Source organism: Marinomonas sp. ABL3_031 (assembly GCF_056161265.1).
The window spans coordinates 12057-25756 of the sequence record NZ_JBSWYU010000015.1 but is presented as its reverse complement, the minus strand read 5'-3'; the positions used below and the strand labels follow the sequence as shown (position 1 = coordinate 25756).

Below are 13700 nucleotides of genomic sequence, written 5' to 3'. Positions count from 1 at the left end.
AGCTTACTTTAGTAATTGAAATTGATTCAAAGGGTGAATCGCCACTAGTTAGCTAAACACCCGCAAATTCAGATAATAAGTGCACCACTCATGGTTGAATAGGTGGCGAGAGATCAACTGCCCATAGGTGGTATTCTAACGTCGCCAAACAATTAAAGTATTACCATGAGCTATAAGCAGTTGATCGAAGGACAAAGATACCAGATTCAAGCCTATTTAAGCGAACGTTTAAGTTACAGAGAGATTGGCAGGCGACTTAACGTCAGTCATTCCAGCATCAGTCGAGAGTTAAAACGCCATACTATCAATGGCACTTATGAGCCAAGTGTTGCGCAGCGGCGTGCTCAATATCGACGATACTATGCAGCGAAAAGTCAGATCTCACAGAAAACCATCGACTATGTTGAGTTTTGTCTATCGCTAAAGTGGAGTCCTGAACAAGTATCAGGCGTCAGCAGAATGATTGGTTTACCCGTTAGCCATGAATGGATTTATGGTTATGTGCAGAGAGACAAGCGTGAAGGGGGTAAGCTCTATAAGCATTTACGACATAATGGTAGGCGATACCGAAAAGGAAACCGTGCCAAACGGGTCATTATTCCTAATCGAATTGGTATCGAAGAGCGCCCTGAAATCGTGGATACAAAACAGCGTTTTGGTGACCGGGAGGTCGATACCGTTTTAGGTAAACAAGGTACTGGAGCGATTGTTAGTTTGGTTGAGCGAAAGAGTAAGATGTACTTAATCCGTAAAGTGCCCAAGAAAAGTGCAGAAGACGTATGTCGAGCCGTCGGTGCTATGCTGTGGCGTTATCGTCGTCACGTGCATACGATTACCGCCGATAACGGAACAGAATTCTGTGCTCACGAAAGTATCGCCCAGAAGCTCAAGGCCGATGTGTATTTTGCTAACCCCTACGCCTCTTGGGAGCGCGGTTTAAATGAAAACTTTAACGGCTATTCCTAAGGGAACGAATCTCAGAACGGTGACTGATGAAGAGATTGCGAAGGTGCAAAGGTCGATAAACCTTAGACCAAGAAAGTGCCTTGGCTATAGACAACCTGCGGTCGTGTTTGATGAACTACGAAGCGCAGCATAATTTAGAGAGTGGTGCACTTCGGAGTTGAATTCGCGCCTTTTAGTTAGATAAAATGATCTAATTGAGAGGTATTTATGAGCAAAACACGTTACCCAGAACAATTCAAAATTGAAGCGGTTAAGCAAGTGACTGAAGCAGGCTTTAGTGTTGCTGAAGTCGCTAATCGCCTAGGCACCACCACTCACAGTTTATACGCTTGGATTAAACGATATGGCCATGAGGCAGAATCGTTTGCAGAGGCTTCTGCTGAGTCGAGCGAGATTCTTCGTCTTCGGAAAGAACTCAAGCGAGTGACGGAAGAGCGCGACCTGTTAAAAAAAGCCGCGGCGTACTTCGCAAGCCACCCAGACTAAGATACGCCTTTATCAGGGGTCACTGTGCCGACTTTTCCGTAAGGCAACTATGCAATCTCTTTGATGTTCACCCTAGTGGCTATTACGTTTGGTTGAAAGAGCCAAAATCAAAACTTGCTAAGGAAAATGAACGGCTAACAGGTCTTGTCAAACAACTCTGGCAGGAATCGGGTTGTGTCTACGATTATCGAAAGATCTATCAAGACCTGAGATCCTTGAATGAATCTTGCGGTATTAATCGAGTAGATTATCTGATGCGAAGAGCGGGACTCAAGGCTCAGGTGGGTTATCGTAAGCCTAGGGCTCGGTCAGGAGAAACTCATACGATAGCCAGCAACATACTTGAAAGACAGTTTAATCCGGAAAGCCCGAATACAGCGTGGGTTACTGATATTACGTATATCCGAACACATGAAGGCTGGCTGTATTTATCCGTCGTACTCGATCTCTATTCGCGTCGAATAATAGGCTGGAGTATGGGGTCAAGAATGGTGAAGGAACTTGTTCTTGATGCACTGATGATGGCAGTATGGAGAAGAAAGCCAAAGCGTAGGGTGACGATTCACTCAGACCAAGGCAGTCAGTTCACGAGCTATGATTGGCACAGATTTTTGGACGACCACAACTTACAAACCAGTATGAGTCGACGTGGAAATTGTCATGATAATGCTGTTGCTGAAAGCTTTTTCCAGCTTTTAAAGAGAGCGAGTGAAGCGAAAGATTTACTCGACAAGGGGAGAAGCAAAACAAGACATTTTTAATTATAACGAAATGTTTTATAACCCTGTAAGACGCCATAGTGCTAATGATATGTTGTCACCTGTTGAGTATGAAAAGCTGTTCGAAAGATGACTGAGAAGTGTCTACTGAACTAGTGGCGATTCATACACTGATTATCAACGGGGCCCGAGCTTTGGTCATTCATATTTAAAGAGAAGACAGACAGTTTGAGTTGTTGGGTGAGACAATTGCTCAGTACGAAAGGATTCAATAAAACGGTAGTGGCCGTCGCCAATAAACTGGTCAGAATAGCGACAGCCATGCTGAAAAGTAGGCTTGAATATCGTCAACCTGTCGCACAGTAATGACGATGTAAAACAACCCTGTAAATAAAGAAAGTACCAACCTAGACAGTTAGCAATATAGATTGAACCGAATGAACAGCTAGCAAGCAAACCAAATTAAACCTGAATAGGTCTGCGGCTCTTGAAGCCGTTAATCCGATAAGGCGTTTGGTTCACAGCGAATAAGAGCCGTTGAGGTCTGGTGTAGCTCTCCATAATAAGGCCGAATATACGAAAGCTAACGCAAGTTTGTGATGACTGTTGATCAATATTATGAATAAAAAGTACTGCCGACTTCAACCGAGGAAAAAACCTTAGCGTATTCTGCCAGCCGCTCACCACTGGGCACGGCAGACGAATACAACCAATCCACCCAAGCAGAATGCTGCCACTGAGCCATACCGTATAAAATCGTCATAGAGTAATGGGGCGATATTCCACACGCTCAATACAATAGCGTTTTTCCCCTTGCGCACGACGAATCATCAGCTCATCACCCTCTTCTTTTTTCAACAATGCTTTTGCCACTGGTGAATCCATACTGATGTAATCCTCATGATGATCCAACTCATCTGGCCCCACAATCCGAAAACACTCCTGCTGCCCAACGTCGTCTTCTAGTGTGACCCAGGCACCGAAAAACACCTTACTTTGATCATCCGGAATGCGATCCACTACCTTACAATGATCCAGACGCTTTTCTAAATAACGTACCCGACGATCAATTTCTCTCAACTGCTTTTTGCCATAAATGTATTCTGCGTTTTCCGAACGATCCCCTTGTGCAGCCGCTTCTCGAACCGACTCCGTCACGGCGGGTCGCTTCTCTTTCCACAGATACTTCAATTCTTTTAACAGAATCTGCGCGCCTTCGTGGGTAATGTAATTGGATTTCGGTGCCGCTGGCGGTCGATAACGACTCATATGACTTTCTCTTCGGACAAGGAATCAAGGTTAGTGGACATAAAAAATACCTCTATGCATTCATACTTAGCAGCAATACATAACAGCATTTTAAGACCAACTATTTTAATGCCAACAAAAGGCGATTGAAAAATGTTCTGATGAAAAAACCTTCGTATTTGACTATAAAGATCAAACAATCCGCAGTAATACATACAACCACTTGCAAAAAACATCCAAAGTTGTTTTTAGTGAACTGCCATCCGTTACGAATATCTTCACCCGTAAAATTGCCGCCAATAATAAAGGGTCACACTTGCTAATGCGATGAAAGGGCCAAATGGCAGAGGATTGTGTTTAGAAAGCCCCCTAACCAGTGAGAAGAATATGGCACTGGTTGAGGCGATTAATACGATATTAGCCAATTCATATACGCCTAACCAAGCACCTGTTACCGCCAACAGTTTCACATCTCCAAGGCCTAACATGTCTACTTTTCTGACCAGCAAGTAGACAAAGCGAATCAGATAGAAAACGCTGTAGCCAATGATCATGCCCAAAATATGCGCTGTTAGATCATTTCCACTGAGTAACGCGAGCAGTAAACCACAGCCCAATATCAATACATTGCATTCATCTGGTATGAAAAAATGTTCAATATCAACAATACTCACCATGCTTAGACTTGAAATAAGAATAACCAAGAGTAACCATTCAAGAGGAGATTGAACAATCCAAAGTAACGGCAGCAAAACAAGGACGTAGCTGATTTCAATCAGTGGATAACGGTATGAAATTGGAGCACGACAGAAGCGGCAACGCGCCCTATTAACACAAAAACTAACAATGGGTATGAGGTCTCTTATGGCTAACCTTTTTAAACAAGAAGGACAGAATGATCTGCCTTTTGTAAAAGAGGGACTATTTGGAAGCACTGTATCACTGCTGTCTTTTATCTCTAATAAATGCCTTGCTTCTTGTTGCCACTCTGCTGCTTTGTGCCTAGGGAAACGCCAAGTTAAACAAGCTAATGCGCTGCCTAGACAAAGTAATGTGACAAAATAGATGAGAAGAATCGTCGGGGTAACTTCCATACTGTACTAATCCAATACAAGGTTAATGTTTACTATTCCCGGCGCTACCGATTGTATTTGCGCATTATCGATTCTGACTTCAGATTGATTAAGTTCAGTAAACCAAGCTGCGACTTTTTCGTATGGTGTGTTTGAAAAACTAAGGCGTAATTGATTTTGGCCTTCACGACTGATGACTTCGGGGGTCAATTGAATACGCCGCAAGGTGGTGGTAACAATTTGTCTTAATTCTATTGGATCCCTATCTTGACGATTTTCTTGCTGATATTGTGTCTGCGCCACTAAATGAGCATTATTATAGAGCTTGTAATACAAGACTTCGGCTTCTTCAGCACGATTTTTTTCATCTTGGTAATGGTCGTAAATTGGAATAAGAGTATGGCCAATAATGAGATAACTGATCAAAAGCAATAAAGAAACAACAATCAGGCGCTTTTCTCTAATGGTCCGATTTATATAAGCATAATACACATTTTTTAGCAGTGCGCTGTTATGATATTGTTCAACCAACCACTCTCTCATTGCACCATTCCTTGAATCCTAAATGAGGCGATATAGGCCTGATTATTTTTCATAACCTGATCTAAGTATACATTTAACTCTTGATCTTTAAGACGATGACCTAGAGTTTCTAATGTTTCTTGAGAGTCAGCTTTCCATTCTAAATAAACCACTCCGTCTCTGTAGGAAAGTAATTGTAATTCATGAGGCGACGGAACCAGGCGTTGTGCTTTGTCGATCAAATGCAGGGCTTTATATAATGTTAACTCTTCCTTTATTACTGAATTTGCATCCAGTTGACTTCGAATTCGCCCTTCAATTTGCCGTTTTAAGTTGATAATTTTCCCTTCATCAGGCGCGAGGGTAAGAAAATTGGCTGATGTCTTATTTTCAATATGATTGGCTATTTCACGGAATTGAATGGCTTGATAATAGAACCAACCGCAAGATAACAATAGAATCAATGTGCAAACACAACAAAGAGTTTTCCAATAAGGAATTGACATAAAACGGTTATTTTTATCGGCAAAACGCCCTTGTAGCAAATTCAATGGGAGAGAAGTGTGTAAATCTAAGTATTCAGAGAGTTCTTGACTATCTAGTGTGTCCTGAGACTCTTTGGTTGCTTGATTTGCGCTTGGTAAAGCAAAAACCTGTCCATCAGATAATCGATATGTCTCTCCCATAAATCGCACATCATGATCAGAATGAATGGCTTCTTTTTCGCACAATAAGGCTTGTGGGAGAGTTAAAATACGTCGTTCAATCGAAATTAAACTAAACGCTTCTAACCATTCTTGTATATGCTGTTTACTGATTGCTGCAACAAGCAGCTGATCTTTTCCAAGCATTTTATGGGCAAAATGTAGGTCTTCCAAAGGCTGTGCTAAGTAGCCCTCCATTAACGCAGGTATAATTTCATTTTTGTATTTTACTTGGCCTTTTTTGAGCGCCAATATTCTCACATGCGCACGGATTGAAGGGGCAAACACGATTGCTTGGATGTTATTAGATGCATTTTCAGAAACTGGTTGGGAGGCGATAAAAGCATGTAATGCTGTTATCGGAAGGCTTTTTTCAAACGCTAAAAGTTTAGCATTCTTATCATATAACCAGACCGTTACTTGCCATTCTGCCTCTTCTATTTTCGGTTCAATTAATTGCACTATAAGCTGATTCAAAGACGGCCAACCTTACAAAAAATGTCTAATTTAACGATTTTATAGGAGCAAAAGTACGATAGTAAGAGGCAATTTGATCACCCTTACTTTTTTGCAATTTAGAATACAACCAATACTGTCTATTCTGATAATTAAGCTTAACTAACACTGAGAAAAATTGACTATCAGTACGCCAATCTGAAGCGGACAAATTTGCCATTTTAATACTGTCGTCGGAAAACAGAATAGAAAGATCGGTAACAGGTTCAGCCTTTATGAGCGTTATGAATTGCTCAATATGTTCTTCATTGGCATCTGGATAATACGCTTTTATAACCATTTCAGAAACACGGTTAATATTAAGAGTAGACACATCTGAAGGAAGTGCACAAATATAGGGTAAAAGTGCCTCGCTTTGGTTCGGGTTGATGGCGATCAAACGCCACTCCTCCATCGATGGTAAGGGTGTATCAGCGGTTCTATAAGGCGTCTCTTGGCTTAAATAATAATAGTCTTCTTTGCCATCATCAGAAGACAAAACTTGATTATCATCAAGCCAGTCAGTTAATACATCTATCCAGTCATGATTGATGCCAAGCTCAGCAGATAAACGCTCAAAACGAAGTCGCGTCACCTCTCTATGGGCAGCATTATGCAATAAATTCACATTAAAACAGCTATTTTGGTCAAATATCCTAATGTCTATTTCACCCTGATCTGTTACCAGCCTTTGTTGGACGAGTAGGTGATTTGATGCTTGTATTTCTTGTTGCTCCACCTCTTTGTACAACCAAGCTTGCGCCCAGGCTTCTCCGCCAAGTAATTCTTGATGAATTTGACTCAATGACTGCAGTTGCTGGGAGAATACAACATCCTTATGAACCCCAGATAGCATGTTTGCCGCTATGCCACTGATTATAGCTAATATCATTAACGCCAATATTAATGCAGAACCCGATTGACGGGAGATCATGGCGTTCCCTCACCACTCATGTAGGACGGAATGATAAATATCCGACTTATTTCAGGTAGATTATCAAACTCTAGGGTTAGTCTGATGGCTATTGGCAAGGCTTTTTCTTCTAGACCATTCGTATACCTCGGCCAAGTATCCACCCACTCCCTTTCGTTGGTAAGCACTTCCGCCTTAAAAGACTGAACAGACGAAAAATTTTGCACCATAGTTTCACTGCTTGGCGATCTATCCACCTCTTGCCAAAAAGATCGTTTGAGTGAGTTTTCTGCTTGTCGATAATCCACTCTCAAATAGGAAGATCGCTCCGCATTTAAAGGGTCGAGCCACCCTGTGCGAGTGAAAGACAAATGATTTCTGTCTAGCATTAACGCTGGTTCACCTTGACCCATTCCATTTTTGATTGGCCGATCAATAACTTGCTGCAGGTCGGTTTGCAGTTTCCACCATGTTCTTGCCATGGTATTAAATTGCTCTGAGTCCTGAGTCAGTTTGTTCTGCATCTGTAGACCCGCTCCTACCATCTGAAATGATACGACACCTATGCCTGCCATAATGGACATCACAATCAGTAACTCAATTAACGTAAATCCGCCTTGCGTGGTTTTCATTGAGATACCCGCAATAACTGATAAGTAGGCAAATAAGCATCCAACGAATACATTACCTGATTAGGAAACTCAGCCTGTGAGACCTCTATCACCAACCTAGAAAGAGAGTCGGTATTTTTTTCTATCTTGACACGTGATAGCCATACTATGCCCGCTTGCTCTGTTATCTTATTTGTAAATGAGATGGGCCACTGATGATCAAATGCTAAGCGTATTTCATTAATACGATTCTCCGCCACCCAAAGGGCGATGATTCGCTTTGAGAAGTGTTGCGTGTTCAGCCGTGTGGTAGCACTAATATTCATAAGCACGACACTTACCGCCGCAATAATGACTAATGCAATCAAGACTTCAATAAGAGAGAAACCTCTTTGCTGCAGACTACTCAATCTTGAGGTCATTTATGCCATCCCCGCGCAAAGTGAGTGCTTCCTCATTACTTGCTATGGTAATAGTAAAATCTAAATATTGACCATTAGCCAAAAAAACAAATAATGCAGATTGCGAAAAAGCGAGACTTTTTAAGGCCTTTTGCTGTTCTAATACATTGATCTTTATATCCGTAATTGTCTCTGGTTGTTTTTCATAAAGTGTATCAACGTGAACCCAGCCTTTTTCTTGTTTTTCCCAAAGTAACCATTGTCCCTCTCGGTCTTTCGAAACAATCAACGGCTTGCCAGTAAAGATACTCTGATCCGCAATTTCTTGTAATTGAAACCGCAAGGCATTTGCTTGTTTGTATAAGGATTTAGAAAATGCACTCACCGTAATCTTAGGAGTAACAACCGCAATCAGTAACGCAAAAATAGCAAGTACAACAAGCAGCTCTAATAAAGAAAAGCCTGTTAATTTTTTATTTATTACCCTTAAGGGTAACGCGTTACTGTTTGCCATCATGACAATACACGCTACAAATCATTTTGCGAAAGGTCCGCGTCATCACCTGAACCGCCTTCCACACCATCTGCACCCAATGACATCAGGTCATAATCACTTGTTGCGCCAGGGCTAACATAGAGAAATTCCTTACCCCAAGCATCTAAAGGAAATTTCGGTAAATACCCACCACTTTTCCAGTTCTTAGCTTCTGGATACCCTGAAGGTTTCGAAATTAATGCCTCTAATCCTTGCGCTGTTGATGGGTAGCTATTGTTATCTAGCTTATAGACGTCCAATGCCGTAACAATATGGCGCATCTGCACCTTGGTCACGGTGATTTTGGCATCATCGGAACGACTCAGTAAATTCGGCGCAATAAAGCCAATGAGTGACGCTAAGATCACTAATACAATCAACATTTCTAATAAAGTAAAACCTGATTGCTTATGCGGTAAAGTACGCTGGCGTAACACTGGGTAATTCATCTCATTTCCTTATTAGAGAAGTAATTGGTTAAGGTTCATAATGGGCAACAAAATAGCAGTCACAATCAACATCACTACTGCCCCCATAATGAGCAACATTGCAGGTTCAAATAAACCAACTAACGTACTGATCCAAGCATTTGTGTCTTCCTCTTGTTGATAAGCTGCTTTGGATAACATGAGGTCTAGCTGGCCACTTTGTTCACCATTTATGATCAACTGTAACATCATGGGTGGCAATAATTCCGTTGCCTCTAATGCCTTCCATAATGGCGTCCCTTCTTTTACCTGCCGACACGCCTCAGCAAGCTTTTTTTGAAGCACTTTATTAGCCAAGACTTGAGCAGCAATTTTCATCGCGTCCACCAGTGGCACTGCACTTTTGCTAAGCATGGCCAGTGTGCTGATGTAACGGGTAATTTGTATCGTCTTAATGGCTTCTTTTACAAAAGGGATCAATAACATGATTTGATCTCGTTTTGCTTGTAAGGCGTCTTTTCTCATCAGCCATTTGTATAACACTCCCACCAATAAAAAAAACACTAATAGGCTAAGCCCATGCTGTTTTAACGCATCACTGAGATTCAGCATAAATAAGGTCACGCTTGGAAGTGCTGTATTTTGCTTTTGAAAGGTTTCGACAATATTCGGCATCACTGAGGTCAGTAAAAAACTGACAATAGCAATGGCAACTATGCTTAAGATAGCCGGATAGAGCATGGCCATTTTAAGCTTTTGTTCATTGCTGTTAGCTCGTTCACTAAAATTGGCAAGTTCCACCAAAACATCGGCTAGATGACCTGATTCTTCACCCGCCTGAATACTGGCACAGTACAAGCTAGAAAAAGCATTGGGGTAATCTTGCAAGGCCCTAGCAAAAGAGTGACCTTCAAGCACTTTAGAGCGGACCGATAATAAAATACTCACTATCTTGCGTTTGTGGTTTTGTTTGGCGACCCCTGAAAGGGCCTCTTCTATTGGAAATCCAGCACTGATAAGGGTGGCAAGCTGCCTGGTAATTAACGCTCTTTCTTTTACTGATAGCTTTGGCGAAAACAACTGAGCGCTTTGAGTATGTTTACTTTCTTTGCTGGCCAGTAAAATCAGCCCTTTTTCACTGAGCCTTTTTCTAAGGTGTCGTTCATTCTCAGCTTCCAAAACTCCTTTTTGCTTTTTCCCGGATCCATCCAGTGCTTGATAGTCATAGGCCGCCATATCACACCTCATCCTGAGAATTTTGTGCCACTCGCAGTACTTCCTCAACAGACGTGGTACCCTCAGATACTTTATTTAGGCCGCTAATGAGAAGACTTGGATGTTTTGTTCTGGCATGTGATTCAATATCCATTTCACTGGCTTTTTGATGGATCAGGCGTTTCAACACCGCATCCATTTCAATAATTTCGTAAATACCAAAGCGTCCTTTATAACCCTGGTGAAAACACTTTTCACAGCCATTAGGTTGGTACACCGTCATAGTTTTCTCTAGCGCAATCCCCATTAATTGCTTAATGTGATCAGAGGCTTGAATCGGCGTTTTACAATGATCACATAATTTTCTTACTAAGCGTTGAGCAATAATGCCTTCCAAGGAAGAAGCAAGTAAAAAAGGTTCAATGCCCATATCGACCAGTCGAGTTATGGCTCCCGCCGCACTGTTTGTGTGCAAGGTTGACAGCACCAAATGCCCCGTAAGCGAGGATTGAATGGCAATATCTGCGGTTTCTTGATCGCGAATTTCACCAATCATGACCACATCTGGATCTTGACGAAGAATGGCCCGTAACCCCTTTGCAAAGGTTACCTTAGCTTTTGTGTTGACTTGCGTCTGACCAATACCGTGAATGTGATATTCAACCGGGTCTTCAATTGTCATGATATTCCGTCGACCATTATTTAACTGGTTAAGAATGGCATAAAGACTGGTGGTTTTACCCGAGCCGGTCGGCCCCGTAACGAGCAAAATACCTTTAGGTTTGTGAATAAGCCCTTCAATGGTGGAAAGTTCATTATGAGGAATACCTAAACTGGCTAAGTTAAGTAAGTTATGCTCTTTACGCAGTAAACGTAACACTACCCGTTCACCTTGAGTGGACGGTATGGTAGAGACGCGCACATCAATATCTTGTCCTGACAGTCGCAATTCAAGACGACCATCCTGTGGAAGGCGTTTTTCAGCAATATCCAACTTTGCCATGACTTTAATTCGAGAAATCAACATGGGTGCCAAAGCGCGAGTGGGTTTGATAATTTCCTTTAGCACCCCATCGATCCGAAAGCGAACACGCATACTCGTTTCAAATGTTTCAATATGCACATCAGAGGCATTTTCTTTAATCGCTTCACTGAGAATGGCATTCACTAGACGAATAACTGGAGCACTGTCTTCATTAGCTAGTAAGTCTTCACTTCGTGCAAGAGAGTCTGCCGCCTCACTCAAATCAATACTGTCATCTATGCCTTGCGTTAATGTATGACTACCCTCTTGTTGATAAAAGATAATCGTTTGCTGCTCAAAGTCTTTATCTGAGAGCGCTTCTATTTCTGGGTAACTAGGGCATACTCGTATGGCTTCTGAAAGAGCATTCAAAGAGGCTGCCTCTTTATGAAGTAAGCGCCATTTTGCTGTTCCTTCTGATAGGTTTTGTTCAATAAGAAGAACACCATATTGTTCTACGAAAGCAAATGGAAGCTTCATATAAAGTCCCCATTACTCATCAAAAAAGGAGCTTAAGTTCGCAGGTCGAACCAAACCAGTTGGCAGACCTAACTCAATAGAGCGAAACTCTTGAAAGGTTTCTTGTGATAGGGCATTGACATGCTGTTTATTGCGCAAAATTGTCGGCTTAATAAACACTAGAAGATTTTGTTTTTCTTTCTCAATTGAAGTACTTCTAAATAAAGGTCCAAAAAAGGGTAAATCCCCAAAAACAGGGACTTTTTGTTTGATCTCAGTCACGTTATCTTTCATCAATCCACCGAGAACGATGGTTTGTTGATCCCCAGCGATGACTGTTGTTGTGACTTCTCTTTTGGTGGTGATCACCCCTAGGTCACTTTGCTCTTTAGACGCCGCTTCAACAATTTGTGTAACATCCATTTTCACTTCATCTCCAGCATTAATATGTGGCGTTACTTCAAGTGTTAAACCTATATCGTGTCGCTCTGTGGTGACAAAAGCATTACTAGAAGAGTCTGCATAGGCACCTGTTTGAAACGGGCGCGTCTCACCTACCAAAATTTTGGAGGTTTTATTATCTAAGGTCATAATCTTAGGAGTAGACAATAAATTGGCATTAGAGTTACTTTCAATGGCTTGCAGTATGCCTAAAATATTAAAGCCATTATCATTTAATTGGCCAAAACCCGCCGTAATGCCTGATGCAAGACTGGGATTGTCAGAGTCAGAATTCGCTATACTGGAAATGGATTGTCCTGCATTGGAAAAATTGATGCCAGCAGCAGGATTGGAAGAACTTTCCGTGTCACCAATAATCCACTGGAAACCAAATTCATCGGTACCATCCATAGTAATCTCTACTATAATCGCTTCAATAAGTACTTGTGCACGTGGAATATCCAAGGCTTGAATGATAGGCCGTAATTCCACCATGACATCAGGCTCTGAACTAATCACAAGCCGATTCATACCTACATCAGGCTTTACTATAGGCGCATTTTTTGGGTCACCAGAAGCCGAGCTGGTTTCATTGACGAGTAAACTGGAGATCAGATCAGCCGTTTCCTCAGCGTCTGCATATTGTAAAGGAATCACATGCAATCGATTAGTACGTTGAGCTGGCTGATCTAGGCGTTTTATTAAATTTTCAAAAAAGTCTAGGCTACTTATTTGTCCTTTTAGAATGATCCTATTGGTACGCTCATCTGCAATTAACTTCGTCTTTGTAGCGCTTATGTCATTGCGATTACTGGTCTCATTTGATCCTGACAAATTGTTTAAAAGGTTTAAAAGATCGCCAGCCCATGCATGAGTCAATGAAACAATGCGAATTTCTCCTTCAGAAGTATTTTCTAAGCGCTTAATTAAACTTTCTAACTGCCTAATATTTTCCGCATGATCACTAACAACTAGTGCATTGACCGATCCAATTGCAGCTAAATGGCCGTATGGTGGCACTAAAGGGCGCAGAATGGGAACCAGCTCAATTGCTGATGCACCTGTTAAAGGAAGTACTCTGGTGACAATTAACCCATTAAGGGCATCTCCTGACTCATCAAACATCAGTCCATTTTGTTTGCTACCGTCTTGCGGCACAATTTTTATGCCATTTGACGTTTCCAATGCAGCATATTTGTGCACGCTCAACACTGAAAACATCAGCTGTAGAACACCTTCTTTATCAAGTTCTGTATTAGCAATCACAGTGATTTTACCTTTGACTCTTGGGTCAAGGATAAAATTCTTGCCTGTTATTTCTGCAACCTGATTTAAGAAAGTACCTATATCTGCCTGCTTTAGATTAATCTTCCAAGTTTGCGCAAACACAAAGTATGAACTAAAAATGCAGACAACAGTGAATAATATTTTGAAAAAATAGAGAATACGCATCCTAGCCC

13 protein-coding genes and 2 pseudogenes are annotated in these 13700 nt (G+C 41.6%); 2 read left to right on the top strand and 13 right to left on the bottom strand.

Annotation, left to right across the window (positions count from 1 at the left end):
* Positions 1-165: 165 nt before the first annotated feature.
* A pseudogene (locus ACXAH2_RS15000) lies at positions 166-1099 on the top strand (IS30 family transposase).
* A gap of 74 nt (positions 1100-1173) precedes the next feature.
* Positions 1174-2304: pseudogene (locus ACXAH2_RS14995) on the top strand (IS3 family transposase).
* Between the two features lie 483 nt (positions 2305-2787).
* On the opposite strand, the gene ACXAH2_RS14990 reads toward ACXAH2_RS14995, so the two are convergent.
* The 13 genes from ACXAH2_RS14990 to gspD all read right to left on the bottom strand — a co-directional run bounded on the left by ACXAH2_RS14990 (position 2788) and on the right by gspD (position 13692).
* Positions 2788-2916, bottom strand: coding sequence for a hypothetical protein (locus ACXAH2_RS14990; protein WP_475079621.1), 129 nt, complete (start codon positions 2914-2916; stop codon positions 2788-2790).
* Between the two features lie 14 nt (positions 2917-2930).
* Positions 2931-3440: a transcription elongation factor GreB gene (greB, locus tag ACXAH2_RS14985; protein ID WP_475079619.1), complete on the bottom strand. Its 510-nt coding sequence runs from the start codon at positions 3438-3440 to the stop codon at positions 2931-2933.
* A 257-nt stretch (positions 3441-3697) separates the two neighbouring features.
* A complete protein-coding gene (locus ACXAH2_RS14980) occupies positions 3698-4513 on the bottom strand; it encodes a prepilin peptidase (protein WP_475079617.1) in 816 nt (271 codons plus the stop codon).
* Positions 4514-4519: 6 nt separating this feature from the next.
* Positions 4520-5035, bottom strand: coding sequence for a type II secretion system protein GspM (gene gspM, locus ACXAH2_RS14975; RefSeq protein WP_475079616.1), 516 nt, complete (start codon positions 5033-5035; stop codon positions 4520-4522).
* On the bottom strand, positions 5032-6195 hold the full coding sequence (gene gspL, locus ACXAH2_RS14970) for a type II secretion system protein GspL (protein ID WP_475079614.1): 1164 nt from the start codon (positions 6193-6195) through the stop codon (positions 5032-5034). The genes gspM and gspL overlap by 4 nt, the downstream gene beginning before the upstream one ends.
* 25 nt (positions 6196-6220) lie before the next feature.
* Positions 6221-7147 carry a type II secretion system minor pseudopilin GspK gene (gspK, locus tag ACXAH2_RS14965; RefSeq protein ID WP_475079613.1) on the bottom strand — a complete coding sequence of 309 codons (927 nt, stop codon included), beginning with the start codon at positions 7145-7147 and terminating at the stop codon, positions 6221-6223.
* Positions 7144-7758, bottom strand: coding sequence for a type II secretion system minor pseudopilin GspJ (gene gspJ / locus ACXAH2_RS14960; protein WP_475079611.1), 615 nt, complete (start codon positions 7756-7758; stop codon positions 7144-7146). Before gspJ ends, gspK begins: the two co-directional genes overlap by 4 nt.
* A complete protein-coding gene (gspI, locus tag ACXAH2_RS14955) occupies positions 7755-8159 on the bottom strand; it encodes a type II secretion system minor pseudopilin GspI (RefSeq protein WP_475079609.1) in 405 nt (134 codons plus the stop codon). The genes gspJ and gspI overlap by 4 nt, the downstream gene beginning before the upstream one ends.
* Positions 8140-8655, bottom strand: a complete 516-nt coding sequence (locus tag ACXAH2_RS14950) for a prepilin-type N-terminal cleavage/methylation domain-containing protein (protein WP_475079607.1) — start codon at positions 8653-8655, stop codon at positions 8140-8142. Before ACXAH2_RS14950 ends, gspI begins: the two co-directional genes overlap by 20 nt.
* An 11-nt stretch (positions 8656-8666) precedes the next feature.
* Complete coding sequence (gene gspG / locus ACXAH2_RS14945) at positions 8667-9122, bottom strand: type II secretion system major pseudopilin GspG (RefSeq protein WP_475079605.1); 456 nt, start codon at positions 9120-9122, stop codon at positions 8667-8669.
* Between the two features lie 12 nt (positions 9123-9134).
* Complete coding sequence (gspF, locus tag ACXAH2_RS14940; RefSeq protein WP_475079604.1) at positions 9135-10337, bottom strand: type II secretion system inner membrane protein GspF; 1203 nt, start codon at positions 10335-10337, stop codon at positions 9135-9137.
* A gap of 1 nt (position 10338) precedes the next feature.
* The gene (gspE, locus tag ACXAH2_RS14935) at positions 10339-11820 is read right to left on the bottom strand and encodes a type II secretion system ATPase GspE (RefSeq protein ID WP_475079602.1); all 1482 of its coding nucleotides are present in this window, start codon (positions 11818-11820) and stop codon (positions 10339-10341) included.
* A gap of 12 nt (positions 11821-11832) precedes the next feature.
* Positions 11833-13692 (bottom strand): type II secretion system secretin GspD, encoded by a 1860-nt coding sequence (gspD, locus tag ACXAH2_RS14930; protein WP_475079600.1) that lies wholly within the window; start codon positions 13690-13692, stop codon positions 11833-11835.
* Between the last annotated feature and the right edge of the window lie 8 nt (positions 13693-13700).